At 70.0% G+C, this 18,834-nt stretch carries 23 protein-coding genes and 1 tRNA gene; 17 read left to right on the top strand and 7 right to left on the bottom strand.

All coding sequences use genetic code 11. The features are described from left to right. Positions 1-11 precede the first annotated feature (11 nt). Positions 12-188 (top strand): DUF2934 domain-containing protein, encoded by a 177-nt coding sequence (locus BEN78_03705; protein ASR42632.1) that lies wholly within the window; start codon positions 12-14, stop codon positions 186-188. Further along, positions 188-2,386, top strand: a complete 2,199-nt coding sequence (locus BEN78_03700; protein ID ASR42631.1) for a glycogen debranching enzyme GlgX — start codon at positions 188-190, stop codon at positions 2,384-2,386. Before BEN78_03705 ends, BEN78_03700 begins: the two co-directional genes overlap by 1 nt. Positions 2,387-2,430: 44 nt before the next feature. On the opposite strand, the gene BEN78_03695 is transcribed toward BEN78_03700, so the two are convergent. Continuing rightward, on the bottom strand, positions 2,431-2,841 hold the full coding sequence (locus BEN78_03695; GenBank protein ASR42630.1) for a hypothetical protein: 411 nt from the start codon (positions 2,839-2,841) through the stop codon (positions 2,431-2,433). A gap of 236 nt (positions 2,842-3,077) precedes the next feature. Here BEN78_03695 and BEN78_03690 point away from each other — a divergent pair, with 236 nt between their 5' ends. From BEN78_03690 to BEN78_03675, 4 genes are all read left to right on the top strand, one after another. Next, positions 3,078-4,058 (top strand): tRNA dihydrouridine(20/20a) synthase DusA, encoded by a 981-nt coding sequence (locus tag BEN78_03690; protein ASR42629.1) that lies wholly within the window; start codon positions 3,078-3,080, stop codon positions 4,056-4,058. A 306-nt stretch (positions 4,059-4,364) separates the two neighbouring features. After that, positions 4,365-4,607, top strand: coding sequence for a hypothetical protein (locus BEN78_03685; protein ASR42628.1), 243 nt, complete (start codon positions 4,365-4,367; stop codon positions 4,605-4,607). Positions 4,608-4,665: 58 nt separating this feature from the next. Then, complete coding sequence (locus tag BEN78_03680; GenBank protein ID ASR42627.1) at positions 4,666-5,352, top strand: DNA-binding response regulator; 687 nt, start codon at positions 4,666-4,668, stop codon at positions 5,350-5,352. Between the two features lie 77 nt (positions 5,353-5,429). Further along, the gene (locus tag BEN78_03675; GenBank protein ID ASR42626.1) at positions 5,430-6,875 is read left to right on the top strand and encodes a two-component sensor histidine kinase; all 1,446 of its coding nucleotides are present in this window, start codon (positions 5,430-5,432) and stop codon (positions 6,873-6,875) included. Between the two features lie 41 nt (positions 6,876-6,916). Here BEN78_03675 and BEN78_03670 read toward each other — a convergent pair whose 3' ends face one another. Further along, on the bottom strand, positions 6,917-7,657 hold the full coding sequence (locus BEN78_03670; GenBank protein ID ASR44886.1) for a hypothetical protein: 741 nt from the start codon (positions 7,655-7,657) through the stop codon (positions 6,917-6,919). A gap of 28 nt (positions 7,658-7,685) precedes the next feature. Then, a complete protein-coding gene (locus tag BEN78_03665) occupies positions 7,686-7,940 on the bottom strand; it encodes a hypothetical protein (GenBank protein ID ASR42625.1) in 255 nt (84 codons plus the stop codon). Between the two features lie 175 nt (positions 7,941-8,115). Between BEN78_03665 and BEN78_03660 the strand changes: the two genes are divergently transcribed. The 5 genes from BEN78_03660 to BEN78_03640 all read left to right on the top strand — a co-directional run bounded on the left by BEN78_03660 (position 8,116) and on the right by BEN78_03640 (position 11,166). Then, positions 8,116-9,114 (top strand): biotin--[acetyl-CoA-carboxylase] ligase, encoded by a 999-nt coding sequence (locus BEN78_03660; protein ASR42624.1) that lies wholly within the window; start codon positions 8,116-8,118, stop codon positions 9,112-9,114. Further along, positions 9,111-9,857 carry a pantothenate kinase gene (locus BEN78_03655; protein ID ASR42623.1) on the top strand — a complete coding sequence of 249 codons (747 nt, stop codon included), beginning with the start codon at positions 9,111-9,113 and terminating at the stop codon, positions 9,855-9,857. The genes BEN78_03660 and BEN78_03655 overlap by 4 nt, the downstream gene beginning before the upstream one ends. Before the next feature lie 9 nt (positions 9,858-9,866). Then, the gene (locus tag BEN78_03650; GenBank protein ID ASR42622.1) at positions 9,867-10,565 is read left to right on the top strand and encodes a hypothetical protein; all 699 of its coding nucleotides are present in this window, start codon (positions 9,867-9,869) and stop codon (positions 10,563-10,565) included. Between the two features lie 27 nt (positions 10,566-10,592). Then, positions 10,593-10,668 (top strand) — tRNA-Thr (locus tag BEN78_03645). A gap of 90 nt (positions 10,669-10,758) precedes the next feature. Continuing rightward, on the top strand, positions 10,759-11,166 hold the full coding sequence (locus tag BEN78_03640; GenBank protein ASR42621.1) for a hypothetical protein: 408 nt from the start codon (positions 10,759-10,761) through the stop codon (positions 11,164-11,166). A gap of 144 nt (positions 11,167-11,310) precedes the next feature. Here the strand turns inward: BEN78_03640 and BEN78_03635 are convergent, their stop codons facing one another. Further along, positions 11,311-11,562 (bottom strand): hypothetical protein, encoded by a 252-nt coding sequence (locus BEN78_03635; GenBank protein ID ASR42620.1) that lies wholly within the window; start codon positions 11,560-11,562, stop codon positions 11,311-11,313. A gap of 847 nt (positions 11,563-12,409) precedes the next feature. Here BEN78_03635 and BEN78_03630 point away from each other — a divergent pair. The 6 genes from BEN78_03630 to BEN78_03605 all read left to right on the top strand — a co-directional run bounded on the left by BEN78_03630 (position 12,410) and on the right by BEN78_03605 (position 16,907). Next, positions 12,410-13,333: an arginase gene (locus BEN78_03630; protein ASR42619.1), complete on the top strand. Its 924-nt coding sequence runs from the start codon at positions 12,410-12,412 to the stop codon at positions 13,331-13,333. 133 nt (positions 13,334-13,466) lie between these two features. Further along, positions 13,467-13,625, top strand: coding sequence for an entericidin (locus tag BEN78_03625; protein ID ASR42618.1), 159 nt, complete (start codon positions 13,467-13,469; stop codon positions 13,623-13,625). 244 nt (positions 13,626-13,869) lie between these two features. Further along, on the top strand, positions 13,870-14,070 hold the full coding sequence (locus BEN78_03620) for a hypothetical protein (protein ASR42617.1): 201 nt from the start codon (positions 13,870-13,872) through the stop codon (positions 14,068-14,070). A 178-nt stretch (positions 14,071-14,248) separates the two neighbouring features. After that, a complete protein-coding gene (locus BEN78_03615; GenBank protein ASR42616.1) occupies positions 14,249-15,568 on the top strand; it encodes a tryptophan--tRNA ligase in 1,320 nt (439 codons plus the stop codon). Further along, on the top strand, positions 15,565-15,876 hold the full coding sequence (locus tag BEN78_03610; protein ID ASR42615.1) for a hypothetical protein: 312 nt from the start codon (positions 15,565-15,567) through the stop codon (positions 15,874-15,876). The genes BEN78_03615 and BEN78_03610 overlap by 4 nt, the downstream gene beginning before the upstream one ends. Positions 15,877-15,971: 95 nt before the next feature. Next, positions 15,972-16,907, top strand: a complete 936-nt coding sequence (locus tag BEN78_03605; GenBank protein ASR42614.1) for an MBL fold metallo-hydrolase — start codon at positions 15,972-15,974, stop codon at positions 16,905-16,907. Between the two features lie 59 nt (positions 16,908-16,966). On the opposite strand, the gene BEN78_03600 is transcribed toward BEN78_03605, so the two are convergent. The 3 genes from BEN78_03600 to BEN78_03590 form a co-directional block, all read right to left on the bottom strand. Then, positions 16,967-17,389, bottom strand: coding sequence for a hypothetical protein (locus BEN78_03600; protein ID ASR42613.1), 423 nt, complete (start codon positions 17,387-17,389; stop codon positions 16,967-16,969). A gap of 334 nt (positions 17,390-17,723) precedes the next feature. Then, positions 17,724-18,488, bottom strand: a complete 765-nt coding sequence (locus BEN78_03595) for a 3-oxoacyl-ACP reductase (protein ASR42612.1) — start codon at positions 18,486-18,488, stop codon at positions 17,724-17,726. Between the two features lies 1 nt (position 18,489). Beyond that, positions 18,490-18,789 (bottom strand): hypothetical protein, encoded by a 300-nt coding sequence (locus tag BEN78_03590; GenBank protein ID ASR42611.1) that lies wholly within the window; start codon positions 18,787-18,789, stop codon positions 18,490-18,492. Between the last annotated feature and the right edge of the window lie 45 nt (positions 18,790-18,834).

The following is an 18,834-nucleotide window of genomic DNA, read 5'->3' as shown; positions in this document are numbered from 1 at the left end:
GTCGAACGACAATGGACGAACAGCAGCGCACGGCCCGGATCCGGGAGCTCGCGCGCGAGATCTGGCAGGCCGAAGGCCGCCCCGATGGCGAATCGTTGCGCCACTGGGCGATGGCCGAGCGGCTCGTCGATGCCGAATTGCAGGCCGAGCGCGAAAACATCGAACACGTCGCTGGGATGCCGCGCTGATGGCCGCGCCACGCACTGCGCGCGCCACGCCACCGCGCCTGTTGCAGCGCTCGCGCGTACGCGAGGGCCGCCCGTTCCCGCTGGGGGCGACCTGGGACGGCCTGGGCGTGAACTTCGCGCTGTACTCGGCCCATGCCACGCGCGTGGACCTGTGCCTGTTCGACGCGCGTGGCCGCGAGCAGGAACGCATCACGCTGCCCGAGCACACCGACGAGATCTGGCATGGCTATCTGCCCGACGCCCGACCGGGCCAGCTCTATGGCTATCGCGTGCATGGCCCTTATGCACCCGATGCAGGCCACCGCTTCAACCCCAACAAGCTGCTGCTCGATCCTTACGCCAAGCAGATCGTCGGCGAGCTCAAGTGGGCGCCGCACTTGTTTGGCTACACCGTCGGTCACCGCGATGCCGACCTGAGCTTCGACCGTCGCGACAGCGCGCCGTACATGCCCAAGGCCGCGGTCATCGACCCGGCCTACACCTGGGGCGAGGACCGCCGGCTGCATACGCCATGGGATCGCACGGTGATCTACGAGGCACACGTGCGCGGCCTGAGCATGCGCCATCCCGCCGTGCCCGAGTCTGCGCGCGGCACGTTCTCGGCGCTCAAGCACGATGCCCTGATCGACCACCTGCGCGGGCTGGGCGTGACCGCGGTCGAGCTGTTGCCCATCCATGCCTTCGTCGACGACCAGCACCTGCTCGAACGCGGCCTGCGCAACTACTGGGGCTACAACTCGATCGGCTTCTTCGCGCCGCATCCGCGCTACCTGGCGTCCCACAACATCGCCGAGTTCAAGCAGATGGTCGCCCACCTGCATCGTGCCGGCATCGAGGTGTTGCTCGACGTGGTCTACAACCACACCGCCGAGGGCAACGAACTGGGGCCGACGCTGTCGTTCAAGGGCATCGACAACGCCAGCTACTATCGGCTTGCCGACGACCGTCGCTACTACATCAACGACACCGGCACCGGAAACACCTTCGACCTGACCAACGCCGGCGCGCTGCGCATGGTCAACGACTCGCTGCGCTACTGGGCCTCGCAGATGCATGTCGACGGCTTCCGCTTCGACCTGGCGACGATCCTGGGGCGCGAACCGCATGGCTTCGATCGCAGCAGCGGCTTCCTCGATGCGGTCGGCCAGGATCCGCAGTTGGCCCAGGTCAAGCTGATCGCCGAGCCCTGGGACATCGGGCCGGGCGGCTACCAGGTCGGCAACTTCCCGCCCGGTTGGTCGGAGTGGAACGACAAGTTCCGCGACACGATGCGCGCATTCTGGCGCAGCGATGCCGGCCAACTGCCCGAGTTCGCGCGGCGGCTGACCGGTTCGGCCGACCTGTTCGACCACCGCGGTCGGCGTCCGCGTGCCTCGGTGAACTTTGTCACCGCGCACGATGGCTTCACGCTGCACGACCTGGTGACCTACGCCGACAAGCACAACGAGGCGAACGGCGAGGATAACCGCGACGGCCACGATCACAGCCTGTCGGCCAACTACGGCGTCGAGGGCGAGACCGACGACGCCGCGATCAACACATTGCGCGCGCGGCAGAAGCGCAACCTGCTGGCGACCCTGCTGCTGTCGCAAGGCACGCCGATGCTGCTGGCCGGCGACGAGTTCGGCCACAGTCAGCAGGGCAACAACAATGCCTACTGCCAGGACAACCCCTTGACCTGGCTTGACTGGGAGGCGGCCTGGCGCGGCGAGGGCGCGGCACTGTCGGCCTTCGTCGGCCGGCTCGCGCGGCTGCGTCGCGACCAGCCGCTGCTGCGCAGCACGCGGTTCCTCGACGGCCGATTCGACGAGCGTCGCGGCGTACGCGACATCGCCTGGCTCGCGCCCGATGGCAACGAGCTCTCGCCTGGGCAATGGGATGACCCGAATGCGCGCGCGATCATGGTCCGGCTCGATGGTCGCGTCGAGGACGCCGAAGGGCACCCAGGCGCCCGCCATGTCAGCCTGTTGCTGCTCGTCAATGCCAGCGCCGACGCTGTCGACTTCGCACCGCCGACGATCGATGGCGTGCCGTGGCGCGTGCTGATCGACACCGCCAATCCGGACGACCGCGGCCAACTGGCACCGGGCGCGACACGGGCACTGGTCGACCGCAGCCTGATGCTGCTGGTGGCCGAACATGAGGGTGCGGGCGCAACGGCGGCGCAGCGGTCCTTACCCGAGCCGGACGCCAGCTGAGCGGCGCAGCACAGGCCGACCGTGCGATGGATCGTGGGCCGCGATCAGTCGCGCTTCGGGCGGCCGCGCCTTGACGCGCGCCGCCGCTGCGCATGCGTCGACCAGAAGCCGATCGATGCGAACTGCGCTGCGCACAGCATCAGCAGCGTCCAGCCCAGATCGAGCCCCAGATAGACGCCCGATAGCCGGTTGAGCCAGCCCCATTCCGAGCGACGCAGTGCCAGGCTGCCCTCGCCGAATACTGCGTGCAGCGCCTGCGCGGTCGTTAATGCCTCCCAGTCGCCGTAGCGCACGAGCCCGACCAGCCCGACGCCGAACGCCGCCGCAGTCGCCAGCGCCAGCAGCCCGGCAACCCAGGCCAGCGCATCGCTGGCGCGAGGCGTGTCGCGCCACAGCAGCACCGCGCCCAAGCTCCAGACGACCAGCAGCGCGGCGAACAGGAAGACGAACACCATCGAACGGACCCTCAGGCGCGCTTGCGGCGCGATCGCTGTGCAGCATCGCAATGCGCCCGCATTCGCGGCGTTGTGGCGCCCGCGCGTACAGACACCGACCGGTCGTTCAGACGGTGGCGTTTGAGGCGTCAGGCGCGCGGGCGCACAATGGCCGACCCTGCACGGCCCGCGACGCGACGGGCCTCGCGCGACGCCCACGCCGGCAAGGCCGGCACGTCGCGCCCAACGGAAGCCGTATGCACACTTTCGACCCCGACGCCCTGCGGCTCTCGGTTGCGCCGATGATGGACTGGACCGACGTCCATTGTCGGCAGTTCCACCGCATCCTCGCGCCCGGCGCACGCCTGTACACCGAGATGGTGCATGCCAACGCGGTGATCCACGGCGACCGCGTGCGGCTGCTCGCGGCCACGCCCGAGCAGGCGCCGCTGGCGCTGCAACTGGGCGGGAGCGATCCGGCGTTGCTGGCGCAGGCGTCGGCGATTGCCGCCGAGCATGGCTTCGACGAGATCAACCTCAACTGCGGCTGCCCCTCGGATCGGGTGCAGGCCGGGCGTTTCGGGGCTTGCCTGATGCGCGAGCCCGCGCTGGTCGCCGACTGCGTCGCGGCGATGGCCGCCGCCAGCCCGGTGCCGGTCACGGTGAAATGCCGGCTCGGGGTCGACGACGATGACGATTACGGCGCATTTGCCGCGTTTGTCGATGGGGTGGTCGCCGCCGGTGCGTCGATGGTGGTGGTGCACGCGCGCAATGCCTGGCTGCAGGGTCTGTCGCCGAAGGAGAACCGCGACATCCCGCCGCTGCGCTATGACTGGGCCTGGCGGCTCAAGCGCGAGCGCCCGGCGCTGCCGGTTGTGGTCAACGGCGGCATTGCGACGCTGGAGGCGGCGCATGAGCAGTTGAGGTATGTCGACGGCGTGATGCTGGGCCGCGCCGCCTACCACGATCCCTATCTGCTGCACCGGCTCGATGCCGCGCTGTGGGGGCGGGTGGAACAGCCGCGTGAGGCGTTGCTGCGGGCGTTGCGTCCCTGGATCGAGGCGCGCCTGGCCGAGGGCGTGGCGCTCAAGCACGTCGTGCGCCACGTGCTGGGGCTGTTCCACGGACAACCGGGCGGGCGGCGCTTCCGGCAGATCCTCAGCGAAGGTGCGCACCGGCCGGGCGCCGACTGGGCCTTGGTCGAGCAGGCACTGGAGGCGACGGCGGTGCCGGCCTGATCCATTGACGTCGGATCGAGGGACCGCCGTTGCACCCTTGGGCGAATCCGGACATGATCGGACCCCCTTCGAAGCTGAACACAGACAGCCTTGTCAACGAAAAGTTAAGGACGGATTCACCGCCTCCGCCCGACCATGCCATGCATTAGTCCGCCGACCCACGCTCAAGGAGCGGCCGTGCCTGCCCCGTCGTCCAGACCCACTTCGCTGATCCTGCTCGCTGTGGCGTTTTGCGCCTCGGGCGCGGCCGTGACGGTGCGGGCGCAAGAGGGCCCGCCGATGGGAGACGCCCGCAGCGGGCCCGACATGCGGGCATCGTGGGGGCGGCAGAACGTGGGCCCGCGGGGCGCCCAGGATTCCATGTCCGCTTCGGTCCGCCGGATCGAACGCACGACGCGGGGCCGGGTGCTCAGCGTGGAGCGGATGCATGCCGATGGCCGCGACGTCAATCGCATCAAGGTGATGGACGATAGCGGCCGGGTCCGGGTGTACGTCGACGATCCGCAGCAGCGTGGGCGTGACGCCCGTGCACGCGGCGACGACGATTGATCCTGCATTCTCGCCCCCAATTCACGGCCGGTCCGGCCGTTCGACCGGAGTTGACCCCATGCGAATCCTGCTCGTCGAAGACGAAGCTCCCCTGCGTGAGACCCTTGCCGCCCGGCTGAAGCGCGAAGGCTTTGCCGTCGACGCTGCCCAGGACGGCGAAGAGGGCCTGTACATGGGCCGCGAAGTGCCGTTCGACGTGGGCATCATCGACCTGGGGCTGCCGAAGATGTCGGGCATGGAGCTGATCAAGGCGCTCCGCGAAGAGGGCAAGCAATTTCCGGTGCTGATCCTGACCGCACGTTCGAGTTGGCAGGACAAGGTCGATGGCCTCAAGCAGGGCGCGGACGACTACCTGGTCAAGCCGTTTCACGTCGAGGAACTGCTCGCACGCATCAATGCGCTGGTCCGCCGCGCGGCGGGCTGGAGCAAGCCCACGCTCGAATGCGGCACGGTAACGCTGGATCTGGCCGCGCAGACGGTCAGCGTGGACGGCAAGAACGTCGATCTGACGAGCTACGAGTACAAGGTGCTCGAGTATCTGATGATGCATGCCGGCGAGCTGGTCTCGAAGGCCGATCTGACCGAGCACATTTACCAGCAGGACTTCGATCGCGATTCCAACGTGCTCGAGGTGTTCATCGGCCGCCTGCGCAAGAAACTCGATCCGGACGGCGCGCTCAAGCCGATCGAAACCGTGCGGGGCCGTGGCTACCGGTTCGCGATTCCGCGCAACGGCGAGGGGTGAGCCGCGCGGTCGGCAGTCGCGCCCTTCGGCCCGTTGCCGTCACGCATCCGGGCCGCAGTCCACGCCCGTGAGCCTTCATGCCTGCTGAGTCCCGACGCCCCAAGACCAAGGTGCGGCGCCCCTCGCGGTGGCGCCCGCGCTCGTTGCAGGCGCGCCAGTTGCTGGCGGCCAGTATCGGCCTGCTTGCGTTCCTGGCACTGGCCGGTTATGCGCTCGATCGGGCGTTCATCGACGTCGCCAGCGAAGGCCAGCGCGAGCGCCTGCGCAACTATGTCTACGCCTACGCCGGCGATATCGAGTTCCTGCGTGGCGGTGAGATCTACCTGCCGTCCGAGTCCCCGCCCGACGACCGCTTCCTGCGCCCAGGCAGCGGCCTGTACGCCGAGGTGGTGCTGCCCAGCGGCACCTGGGCCTCGCGTTCGGCGTCGGGCCCGCAGTTGCCCGAGGCGACGATGCTCGGCGCGCGCGAGGAGAAGTTCGAAGGCCCGCTGCCCATCGTGCGCAGCGACGGCTCGCCGGGCGAGGTCTATCGCTACGGTCTGGGCCTGCTGTGGTCGCCGGAGGAGACGCGCACCGACGACGAGTTCGCCTACACCATCTATGTGATGGAGGACGCCGGTATCGTGCCGCGCCAGGTGCGGGTCTTCCGCGCCGCGCTGTGGGTCAACCTCGGCATCGCCGGCATGATCCTGCTGCTGCTGCAGGCGCTCATCGTGCGCTGGAGCCTGTGGCCGTTGCGGCGGGTCGAACACGAACTGGTGCGCGTACAGCGCGGCCAGGCCGACCGCATGGGCATGCAGCATCCGCGCGAGCTGCTGCCGCTGACCGAGAGCATCAACGCGCTGATCGAAAGCGAGCGCGAACACCTCGCGCGTCAGCGCAACACCATGTCCGACCTGGCGCACAGCCTCAAGACGCCGCTGGCGGTGTTGCGCTCGCGGCTCGACGCCGGCACCGGCGAGGCCGAACTGCGCGAGGAGGTCGAGACCCAGTTGCAGCGCATGACCGACCTGGTGACGTACCAGCTCGCGCGCGCGGCCTCCAGCGGCCATCAATTGTTCTCGGCCGCAATCGAGATCGAACCGCATGCCGAGCAGATCGTGCGCGGGCTGGAGAAGATCTACGCCGCCAAGGGCGCGGTCTGCGAGTTCGAGATCGACGCGGCAGCGCGCTTCCATGGCGAACCCGGCGACCTGCAGGAACTGCTCGGCAACCTGCTCGAAAACGCCTTCAAGTGGGCACGCTCGCGGGTGCTGCTGACGGTGCGTTCGGGCGACACCGCGCCCAACCGGCGGCCGGGCCTGGTGCTGGTGGTCGAGGACGACGGTCCCGGCATTCCGCCCGATCGCGTCGCAACGGTGCTCCAGCGCGGTGTGCGTGGCGACGAGCGCGTGCAGGGCCACGGCATCGGCCTGTCGATCGTGCAGGACATCGTGCATAGCTACCGCGGCGAACTGCACGTGGGACGTTCGGAAGAACTGGGCGGTGCCTGCTTCTCGGTGCGGTTGCCGCCGGGCTTCTGAGTGGCATCGGCGGCCGCCTGTCGCGACGGCGCTGCGCTGGCCTACGCCAGCGGCGACGGACCGTAGAAGCGTTCGAGGTGCGCGGCGACCTCGGGCAGCGTGTCGCGCAGCAACGCCGGCGCGCTGAAGTGGTACTCGCTGCAGACGGCGAAGAATTCCTCGGGCGCCTCGGCTGCGTAGGGGTCGAGCGCGGTGTCGTGCCCTGCGTCGACGCGGGCGACGAAGCCATCGAACGCGCGCTGGAAATCCTGCGCCCAGGCCCGCTGCCACGGGCGCGGCAGCGGCGGGGTGCCGTCGAGCACGCCATCGAGCGCATCGAGCTTGTGCGCCATCTCGTGCACCGCCACGCAGAAGCCGCCGTCGGGCTCGGCGATGTCGCTCTGAATGTCGGCCCACGACAACACCAGCAGCCCGCTCTCCCAGGCTTCACCGATCAGTTCGTCGTCCCACTCATGCATCACGCCGGCGGCGTCGATGTGGCTGCGGTTCACCCGGAACGCATCGGGGTAGACGATGAGCTGTGACCAGCCGTGCAGGCCCTCATCGCCAAACTCGAGCAGCGGCAGGCAGCACAGCGTCGCGAGCAGCAGCCGCTCGCGTGCGTCCAGCGCCAGGCCGGCGACCGGGGTGATGGTCTTGCGGTGCAGGAAGTGCGCTGCGAGCGTGCGCAGCCGCACCGCACGTGCATCGTCGAGCGCGTGGACCCAAGGCAATTGGTGGCGGATGGCCACCCAGTCCGCATCGGGGATGGGCGGCGGGGCGCCCGCGAACAGGCGCCGGATCAGCGAACGCACGACCGGAGCCGTCGCCTCAGCGGAACATGCCGGGAAGGAAGCTGTGCCAGCGCGGGCCGCGCAGCGGACCGTCGCTCTCGATGCCGCCCGAGGTCGCCGGACGGGCCTTCGACGCGCTGGCCGGCGGGCGCCGGACGGCGTCGCTGCCAGCCGTCTCGGGGGCTGACGCAGGCGTCGCCGCGGCGCAAGGCGGGGTGTCCGAGGGCCCGGGGACGCGCGCTTCGCGGGCCGCCGCCGGCAGGCAGGCAGCGAACAGCAGCGCGCAGAACATCGCTCGTATCGACATCGAAGACCCCGGGCAGTCAGGCGGACGCGAAGATCCACCGACTATAGCGCAGGTCGCGCGCCCGCGACGTTGCGTCGCAGCAGCGCACGACAGCGGCGGCGCCCTCGCCGATAATCGGCCGCATGTCCGCCTTCTCTGTTCATCCGCCCGCGACCGCCGCATGACCACGCCCAACGCCGAGCGCGCCTTGCTGGCGCGGCTGATCGCAGGCCCGGTGTCGGGCGATGCGCTGGCGCGCGAGTCGGGACAGACACGCGCGGCGGTCTGGAAGCGGATCGGCCTGCTGCGCGAGGCCGGCGTGCCGATCGAGGCCCGGCGCGGGCAGGGGTATGCGCTGGCCCACCCGGTCTCGCTGCTCGACCGGGACGCGATCCTCGCGGCATTGCCGGCGAACGCGCGCGCGGGCCTGGATCGGCTCGACGTGGCCTGGACCCTGGATTCGACCAACGCCGAACTGCTGCGCCGGCCCATGCCGGGCGCGGCCGCCGAGGCGCTGCTGGCCGAACGCCAGACCGGCGGGCGCGGGCGCCGGGGCCGGAGCTGGTGCTCGCCGCTGGCCGCGCACATCTACCTGTCGCTGCAGCGTGGCTTCGAGGGCGGGCTCGCGCGCTTGGGCGGGCTGAGTCTGGTGGCCGGTGTCGCCGCGGTGGAGGCGCTGCATGGGCTCGGTTTTGGCGACGTGCGGCTCAAATGGCCAAACGACCTGGTGGTGTCGGACAGCGCCGGACTGCGCAAGCTCGGCGGCGTACTGGTCGAAGGCGGCGGCGAGCATGCCGGGCCGGTGCGCGCGGTGCTGGGCATCGGGATCAACGTGCGGATGCCTGACGCCGATGCCGCCCGTATCGATCAGCCCTGGATCGATCTGGCGAGCCTCGCCCCCGCGCTGCCGTCGCGCGATGCGGTCGCCGCTGCCGTGATCGGTGCCTGGATTCCGGCGTTGGCGCGTTTCGATCGCGACGGCCTGACGCCGTTCCTGCCCGCATTCGCGGCGGTCGACGCGCTGGCCGGTCGCGCGGTGCGGGTGCAGACCGGGGCCGGCGTGCTCGAGGGCAAGGCCGAAGGCATCGCCGACGACGGCGCGCTGCGCGTCCGCTTCGACGACGGTGTCAGGACCTTCCACGCAGGTGAAGTGAGCGTGCGCAACGGGGACGCGGCATGACGGTCTGGCTGTTCGATCTGGGCAACACCCGGCTCAAGTACGCGCCGCTCGAGGGCGCGGGCATTGGACCCGTGGCGGGCACGGCGCATGCGGCCGGCGGGCTGGATCCGGCCTGGATCGAACGCCTGCCGCCCCGGATCGGGACCGCGGTGGTGGCCAGCGTCGCCTCGCCAGCGCTGCGGGCGGTGCTGCTCGACGCGCTGACCGCACGCGGCGCGCAGGTCGAGCTGGCGCGTACGCTGCCGGTGCTCGATGGCCTCACGATCGCTTATGCCGACCCGACGCGGCTGGGCGTCGACCGGTTCCTCGCCCTGCTGGCGGCGCGCGCGCAGGCCGCATCGCCCGTCGTCGTGGTCGGGGTCGGCACCGCGTTGACGATCGATCTGCTCGACGCCGACGGCCGGCACCTGGGGGGCCGCATCGCGCCGTCGCCGACGCTGATGCGCGAAGCCCTGCAGCGTCGGGTCGCGCAACTGCCCGCGACGGGCGGACGCTATCTCGAGTTCGCGAGCGATACCGACGACGCCCTGGCGTCAGGCTGCGAAGGCGCCGCCGTGGCGCTGGTCGAACGCAGTCTCGCCCAGGCCGCGTCGCGGATCGGCGCCACGCCCGACCTGTTGCTGCATGGCGGTGGCGCGGCAGACCTGCAGCCGCTTCTGCCGCAGGCGCAGGTCCGGCCCGACCTGGTCCTGGCCGGCCTGGCGCGCTGGTACCGTGCGAGGCCGACCACGGCCGGCACCTAGGAGGCTTCCATGCTGCTGCGCGCGCTCGTTCTGTTGCTGGTGATCCTCAATCTCGGTGTCGCCGCCTGGTGGGCACTGCGCGACACCCCGGCCGAATCGGCGCCACTGGTGGCGGAGGCTCCGCCCACACTGACCCTGCTCGAGCCGCAGGCGGCACCGCAGGCCCCGGTGCCGCTGGCCGAGGCCTTCGAGAGCGCAGAGGCCGCGGTACTCGATGGCGACAGCGAGGGCGACGCGGCGGCAGCGCCGCGCTGCGTCGCACTTGGCCCATTCGCCAACACCGGCGCACGCGATGCCGCGCGCCGGCGTCTGGCGAGCGATGGTGTCCGCGTGTTCGCGCGTGAGGTCGCCGTCGCGCCGCGCGGCTGGCGGGTCTGGCTGCCGCCGCAGCGCGACCGCGCCGCGGCCGACGCGATGGCCGCACGGCTGCGCGCGGCCGGGATCGAGGACCAGTACGTGATTGCCGATGGCGACGACGCGCACGGCATCGCGCTGGGCCGCTTCGACAGCGAAGCGCCCGCGCAGGCACGCGTCGACGCCCTGCGCGCCGCCGGCTTCGCCGCGCAGGCCGAGCCGATCGGCGGCCAGGCGCAGCCCTGGCTCGATGCGCTGGTCGACGGGGCAATGGCCGATGCCGCGCTGCGCACGGGCACCGGGGCGGCCCGGGTCGAACCCGGCCACTGCGCTGCCACCCAGGATGCAGGTTAGAATCCCCGCGCGGCCTCGCCGCCCCATGCCGGCATAGCTCAGTTGGTAGAGCAACCGCCTTGTAAGCGGTAGGTCCCCAGTTCGAACCCGGGTGCCGGCACCATCTTCTGATTCCAGGTCATCCCAGGCGGCGGGGGAGCACGGACGCCCAGGCCTCGGCCTGGATAGAATCGGGCCGACTTTCGTCCAGGGGATGACGATGATGAAGCAGGGAGGCATCGCGGCCGGCGTGGCCGCTGTCGTGATCGCGCTACTGGCGCCGGCGGTATCGGCCTCCGGCGTCGATCAGCCGCCGCGCACCGTCGGCGAACTCGCGACCTGGTGCCGGGATGCACTGCAACCCTGGATAGCAGGCGACGAGCCGCCTGCGGCCGAGGCAGCGCGCGGCGCCTACTGCTTCGCCTACGTGCAGGCGGTGATCGACAACACGTCCGCCGCGCCAGACAACCCTTACTGCTTCCCGATCGGCGCCTCGCACCGCGAGGTGATCGAGGGCTTCGTTAAGTACACAGCGCGCGCGCCGCGCGAGGTGCAAGAGGCAGAAGTTGGCGCCGGTGTCGACGCGGCGCTTCGGGCTGCGTATCGCTGCCCCACGCGCTGATTGATTGGGAAAGCGGCCGGCAAGTGCAGCCCGGTCGTGCCATGGGCTGCAGCGTGGTTCTGGTAGCTGGCGCGGGCGTCGGATTGGCGCTGGTCGCGGGCGCTCGGGCGGTATTTACGACCGCGCTTGCCTAGCGCCTCCGCGTCAGTCCGGCAGCTTTGCGATCGCCCAGCCGGCGGCCAACTCGAACGCGGCTTGCGGGTCCGAGACGCGGGCGAACCCCTCGCCGCTGGTGACCTCGAACATGCCGTCCTCCAGCAGTCGCACGCTCGATAGCACGCACGATGACGCCGGCCCGATCCTGTAGGCCTCCCACCGAGACCGATCGACGTGCTCGCCGCGCAGCGGATTCCGCCAGCCGCGGTCGTTGAAGACCGAATCGCCGAGCGACGGCATGTTGGCCAGCCCAGCAGGTGGGATCACGTGCGGCTCGCGAGAGCGTAGGAGGGCGGCTTTGGCTGTTGATCTGGAAGGCATGCTGGGCATCATCCCGGCCGTGGTCGCATGGGCTGCGACCCGCGCGACGCTGGCGCGGCGCTCCCGTCGGTTCTCAACCGCTCTTCGCGCACTCGGCGTTGCTGAAAAGCGCGCCCAGCATCGATCGGGGGCGCGCCAGAACGGAGGTGTGGACGGCTGTATTGGCTACTCGCAACCGATGCCGTCCCCGTCCCGGTCCAAATGTGGCCCATAGCCTGGCGCTCCGCGCCGGATGGGGGCCGCGCCTGCCTCCCGTGCCTCAGTGCAGTTGCGATATGACCACCCCGCGGCTGGCACGACGCTGGATGGCGCAAGTCGCTGCCGTGGCGGCGCCGGTGCCGATGGCGACCTGTGGCAGTGATACTCACCGGTCTTCCGGTTGTTGTGGCAGCCCTCTGCGTTAAGGCCACCCGGATGCGCTTGCGCTGCGGCGGCGGCAAAGAGGAGGGCCAGTCCCGCGCTTCTGTACATGATCCGTCCTTGGCGATCGAGTGGGGCAGGTTCGGAGCATGGCGCCCCGGCTGATAGACTGCGCCTCTTACCAGTGGCGCGCCTACGGAAGTTTCGTAGCACGCCTCCGGCTTTGTCGAAGCTCCAAACGATTCAACCGGCCCCCATGGTTTTCGAAGCCGGGTGCCGCACCATCCAGACGCCGTTTCCGCGACCCGCGCCGCCCAGGCGCCTCCCACGGCCGCACGGTGTCGGTCCGTCGTCCGCGCGTGGTGCCACCCGCGCGGCTTGCGTCCGCCAGTTCCCAGGAGAAGCCATGCAGCACGCGTACCCGCCGGTCTCGATCTTCGGTGTGCCCACGGACGTGGGGGCAGGACGTCGCGGTGCCTCGATGGGCCCCGAAGGCTTGCGTGTGGCCGGCTTGGCCGAAGCCTTGCTGGCGCGCGGGATCGATGTCGTCGACCTGGGCGATCTCAAAGGGCCCCGGAATCCGTGGCAGGGGCCGCAGGGGGGCTACCGGCATCTCGACGAGGTGGTCGCCTGGAACCGGGCCGTGCTTGAGGCCTCGTCGGCGGAACTCGCGCGCGGGCGCATGCCGATCATGCTCGGCGGCGACCACTGCTTGGCGATCGGCTCGATCGCGGCGGTCGCGCGCCACTGCCGGGCGGTCGGCAAGACGCTGCGCGTTCTGTGGCTCGATGCGCACACCGATTTCAATACGTCGCAGATCACCCCGTCGGGCAATGTGCACGGGATGCCGGTCGCCTGCCTGTGCGGGATCGGGCCGGAGGTGCTGACCGGACTCGGCGGCGAGACGCCGGCCACGCGGGTCGACCAGTTCCGCCAGATCGGCATCCGCTCGGTCGATCCGGACGAGAAGCGCCTGGTCAAGGCGCACGGCCTGGACATCTACGACATGCGCTACATCGACGAGGTCGGCATGCGGCGCGTGGTCGAGCAGGCGCTCGAGGGTGTCGATGCCGACACCCATCTGCATGTGAGCTTCGACGTCGACGTGCTCGACCCGACCATCGCCCCGGGTACCGGCACCCCGGTCCCGGGCGGCATCAACTATCGCGAGGCGCAGTTGGTGATGGAAATGATCGCCGACACCGGGCGGCTGGGGTCGCTGGATGTGGTGGAGGTCAACACCGCGCTCGACCACGGCAACGCCACCGCGGAACTGGCGGTGGATCTGGTTGAAAGCCTGTTCGGAAAATCGACGCTGATGCGCGACTGAGGGCCCCATGCAGGGCGCCGCAGCCGGGACGATGTCAGCGCGTTGCACGCGGTATTCACACTGCGGGCTCCTATAGTCCGCCCAACGGTTGCCTGCCTGCGCAATCGCCCGTGAAACCTCCCTGGAGAATCCCATGAAGCGTCTGACTGCACTTCTGCTGCTCGCCCTGTTCACCGCCGGCTCGCTGAGCGCCTGCAACACCGTCCGCGGCGCTGGCCAGGACGTCCAGAAGGTCGGTGAGAAGATGGAAGACAGCGCGAACGACACGGGCGCCACCACGCGTCGCCCCTGATCGTACTCCGCACCACGCAATCCGAAAAAGCCGGCGAATGCCGGCTTTTTCGTGCGCGTGTGGTCATCGCCTGTCGCGAGCGGCCCATGAACGGTCAGGGAAGCGCTCAGCGATGTGACGGCCGAGATCATGTTCCCTTGACCGCCACTTGATGCGCGCTGCGCGAGGATCTCCCCAAGCCCGCTGCGATCCAATCCGCATCGCTTCTGCGGGCCTTCCGACCTCACGATAGGACGAAACGACGATGAACAAAGACATCATTTCCGGCAAGTGGACCCAGCTCAAGGGCAAGGCGCAGGCCAAGTGGGGCGACCTGACGGATGACGTATTCGATGTCGCTGCCGGCGACAGCAAGTACCTGGCCGGCAAGCTGCAGGAGAAGTACGGCTGGGAGCGCGACCGCGCCGAGAAGGAAGTGCGCGAGTTCGAGAAGACCCTCGACTGATCCGCTTCATCGAGATTCAATGCGCCACGACGGGCCGGTTCGCCGGCCCGTTTTCGTATCTGGGGAGCGGAGCCGGCGACCAGACCAGTGCGTCGACGTGCCGGTCTGGCGGCGCGAGCGGGGGATCGGCTGCAGTCGAACAGGTAGACTGGGCCATCCCTGGTCTGTCGCTGCTGCCATGTCACAACGTCCCCTGCGCGTCCTCACTGGCATCAAGCCCTCCGGCACGCCGCACGTCGGTAACTACGTCGGCGCCGTGCGCCCGGCAGTCGCCGCCAGCAAGGCGCCGGGCACCGAGAGCTTCTACTTCCTCGCCGACCTCCACAGCCTGGTCAATACGCAGGACCCGGCCCGTGTGCAGCGCTCGACCCTGGAAGTCTCGGCCACGTGGCTGGCCGCGGGCCTGGATCCGGCGAAGGTCTGGTTCTACCGCCAGAGCGATGTGCCCGAGACCACCGAGCTGATGTGGCTGCTGACCTGCGTGGCCGGCAAGGGGCTGCTCAACCGGGCGCATGCCTACAAGGCCGCCGTGGACCGGAATCGGGCCCAGGCGCTGGATGAGGACGCGTCGGTGACCGCCGGGCTCTATCTCTATCCGGTGCTGATGGCGGCCGACATCCTGATCTTCAACGCCGACCGCGTGCCGGTGGGGCGCGACCAGATCCAGCACATCGAGATGGCACGCGACTTTGCGCAGCGCTTCAACCATCTGTACGGGCGCGAGTGGTTCACGCTGCCCGAGGCGGTGATCGACGACGACGTCGCCACGCTGCCCGGCCTGGACGGGCGCAAGATGAGCAAGAGCTACGACAATACGATTCCGCTGTTCGCACCGCCCGCGCAGCTCAAGAAGCTGGTGTTCTCGATCCTCACCGACTCCCGTGCACCTGGCGAGCCGAAAGACACCGAGGGCTCGGCGCTGTTCCAGCTCTATCAGGCGTTCGCCACGCCGGAGCAGACGGCCGCATTCGCGCAGGCCTTCGCCGACGGCATCGGTTGGGGCGAGGCCAAGCAACAGGCGCTCGATGTGATGGAGCGCGAGATCGCGCCGATGCGCGAGCGCTACGAGGCGTTGATCGCGCGGCCGTCGGACATCGAGGACATCCTGCGCGACGGCGGGCGCCGGTTGCGCGAGCGCTACGCGACCCCGTTGCTGGCACAGCTGCGCGATGCGGTCGGCCTGCGCGATCTGGGCCGGGTGGCGGTGCCGGCCGCCGCCGGCGCGGCCGCGATCCGCAGCGAGCCGCCGCAGTTCAAGCAGTACCGCGAGGCCGACGGCCGGTTCTATTTCAAGCTCGTGGACGGCGACCGGGTGTTGCTGCAGAGCCACGGCTTCGACGCGCCGCGCGAGGCGGGGCAGAGCATTGCGCGCCTGCGTCGCGGCGAGCTGACACCGGCACAGGCGCCTGCCGAGCTTGGCGAGGGCGTCGCGCTGGCCGACGTGCAGGCCGCACTGGATGCGATCGCAGCGGCGGAGGCGGAGAAGGCGGCATCATGAACCCGCTCGTCGAGTTCAACCTGACGTTGCTGCTGTTTCTGCCATGGTTCGCGATTCTCGGCGTGCTGTTCTGGGTCTATCCGCGGCGTCCGCGTGGCGTGCGCCGCGTGCTCTACGATCTGGTCAGCCTGGCGGTGTCGGTGGCCGCCTTCATGGTCTCGATCTATTGGGCGCAGACGAGTGCCGATCCCGTGCATGGCCACATGTGGCAGCAGATCCTGGCGACCGCGGTCGGCTACGGGGTATTCCTGGCGGTGCTCGGCGCCGCGTTCGTGCTGCGCCTGTTGATTCTGCGCCCGCGCGACTGAGGCCGGTGGCGCCGCGTCGCGCCTACGACCAAAGACCCATGCGCGTCTTCCGGCGCACGACCTAGACTGCCGGTAGCGGACCTGGGAGCGACGCGATGCGCGAAGACAGCGGCGGAATCACCATCATCGATACGGGCTATGTGCGGCCCGCGTTGTGCGCGGCCTATCTGCTGCGCAGTGGGGGGCGCGCCGCGCTGATCGACTGCGGGACCGCGACCTGCGCTCCGCGCGTGCTTGCCGCGATCGAAGCGGCCGGTGTGGACCGCGCATCGGTCGACTGGGTCATGGTCACCCACGTGCATCTCGACCACGCCGGCGGCGCCGGGCCGTTGATGCGCGCGCTGCCCAACGCGCGACTGGTCGTGCATCCGCGCGGCGCGCCGCACATGATCGATCCGACGCGGCTGATCGCCGGCGCGAGGGCGGTGTACGGCGAGGCGGACTTCGCGCGCGACCACGCCGGCATGTTGCCGGTGCCTGAGGCGCGCGTGGTGATCGCCGACGACGGCCATGTTGTCGATCTGGCGGGCAGGGCGCTGGTCTGCGTCGATACGCCCGGCCACGCCCGTCACCATTACAGCGTCTGGGACGACGTGACACGCAGTTGGTTCGCCGGCGATACCTTCGGTATTTCCTATCGCGAGCTCGATACCGACGCGGGCGCCTTCATTGTTCCGACGACCTCGCCGGTGCAGTTCGATCCGCAGCAGATGCATGCCTCCATCGATCGGCTGCTGGCGCGTGCGCCGGTCTCGATCCGGATCGCGCACTACGGCGAGGTGACCGAGTGCACGCGGCTGGGCAGCGACCTGCATACGGTGATCGATGCGATGGTTGCGATCGCGCAGGCGGCTGACGGGCGCGACGATCGGCAATCGGTGATCGCCGACGGCCTGGTCGGGCTCTACACCCAACGGGCCGTCGCCCACGGCATCGTCGACGCGCCTGCGCGCGTGCGCGAGGTGCTCGGCGGCGACATCGCCCTCAACGCACAAGGGTTGTGCGCCTGGCTGGATCGCGTCGCGCGCTGACTGTACGCCGAGGCCGCCCCCGCCGGCATCGTCGACGGGGGCGGGCCGGCCAGATCGGATCAGCCCAGCGGCGGCTGGCCCAGCTCGGCCAACAGCTGGTTCTGTGCCTTGAGGGCGTTGGCGCGCGGGAGCTTGGCCATCACGCCGGGATAGGACAGCGCGAGGTCGCCCTTGAGCAGCAGGCCGTCGACATGGACGTAGCTGCGGGTGGTGTAGCGATTGCCGTCGCGCTCGACGTCCAGGCGTGTCGGCGCGGTCAGGATGTTGATGCCCTTCTGATAGACGCGGCGGCGACCGTCGTCGCTGCGCAGCTTGTAGCCGTTGGCTGCGGCCCAGGCGTCGACCCGGCCCAGCACGTCGCCGTCGGCGGTGAACTCGCGCACGTCCCACGGGTGGTTCGCGCTCTTGGCCTTGTGCGCCATGAAGTTGATCAGGCCGAAGCCCATGAGCCCGCCTGCGATCGTTGCGGTCAACATCGCCATTGTTGCGATTCCTGTTCATGATGAATGGGGAGCGCACTTTAGTGTGCGCCATGTGAAGGCGGTGCTGGGGTGCTCCCCAGGTGGCAGTGCGGGGCTCGGTATGCCACGCAGAACGCGGCGACCGCGCCAGGGCAGCGGTCCTGGCCCCCCACCGTGGGGCGCGCCGGAGCGCCGCGCCCGTGCATAGGCGCGAAGGACTTGATCGGGTGGCATCGGCGCCCGCGGCCAGACGTCGGCGCGGTCGTCGCGGTCGAAGGACGAGGACATGCGGCTGCGGCGCGGCATGCGGGCGTGCCTCGGAGGCAGCCGGGCGCCGGGCGGCGCCGTGGCGGCCTTACACGCCCAGTGACTGCCCGCCGTCGACCGCCAGGACCTGGCCGGTGATCCAGGCGGCCTGGTCGGAGCACAGGAACAGCGCCGCCGCGGCGACGTGTTCCGGACGCCCGAAGCCGCCGAATGGGATCGCGTAGCGGACCTGCGCGTACAGCGCAGGCTCCGATTCCGCACGCCGTGCCCACAGCCCGTCTTCGAAAAGGATTGAACCTGGCGCGAGCGCGTTGACCCGGATGCGCTCGCGGGCGAGCTCGGCCGCCAGGCTCAGGGTGTAGTGGTGCAGCGCGGCCTTGAGCGCCGAGTACGCCGTGGCGCGCGGCGTCGGGCGCAGCGCGTTGATCGAGCCGACGTTGAGGATCGACGGCACAGCGCTGCGGCGCAGGTGTGGCAGCGCGGCCCGGTTGCAGCGCACCGCCGCCATCAGGTCGACCTCGAAGCCGGCGTGCCACGCGGCATCGCCGGCGGCGTGCGACAGCGCGGAGGCGTTGTTGACGACGATGTCGATGCCGCCCAGCGCATCGGCGGCGGCCGCGACCCAAGCCTCGATCTGCGCGGCGTCGGCGAGATCGCAGGCATGTCGGTGCACGCGTCCGCCGGAGTGTCCGATCGTGGCGATCGCGGCATCGAGTGATGCGGTGCCGCGTGCGCAGATCGACACCGCGGCGCCGGCGCCGGCCAAGGCCCGCGCGATCGCGAGCCCGATGCCGCGGCTGCCACCGGCGACGAGCGCGCGGCGGCCGGCGAGCGGCGGCGTCTCTGCCTCCACGTCAGTGCGGCCGCGCGAGGTCGTCGCGCATCGCGAGGCAGCGCGCGGCCTCGCCACCGGTCCCGGCGCAGCGGGCGACGCGGGGCGCCTCGTGGCCGACGCACGCGGCATCGGAGCCCACCTCGCCGGTGCGCTGCAGGGCGATCGCCTTGCTGTCGAAAGTCCGCACGAACAGCCTTCGCACCAACAGCGACGGCCGCGTGGCGGGAGCGGCGAAGGCCTTGCGCAACGGCGCGACGCGCGTGCTGTCCGGGCCGAGGCCGTGCAGGTCTTCGATCTCGAACTTCGCGGCGACGGTCATCACACCCACCGGTCAGAGACAATCGCGCCATGATACTGGCGGCGA

Source organism: Xanthomonas citri pv. mangiferaeindicae, from assembly GCA_002240395.1.
Taxonomy (GTDB): Bacteria; Pseudomonadota; Gammaproteobacteria; order Xanthomonadales; family Xanthomonadaceae; genus Luteimonas; species Luteimonas citri_A.
The sequence above is the reverse complement of the archived record's forward strand: the minus strand, read 5'-3'. Positions and strand labels throughout refer to the sequence as shown.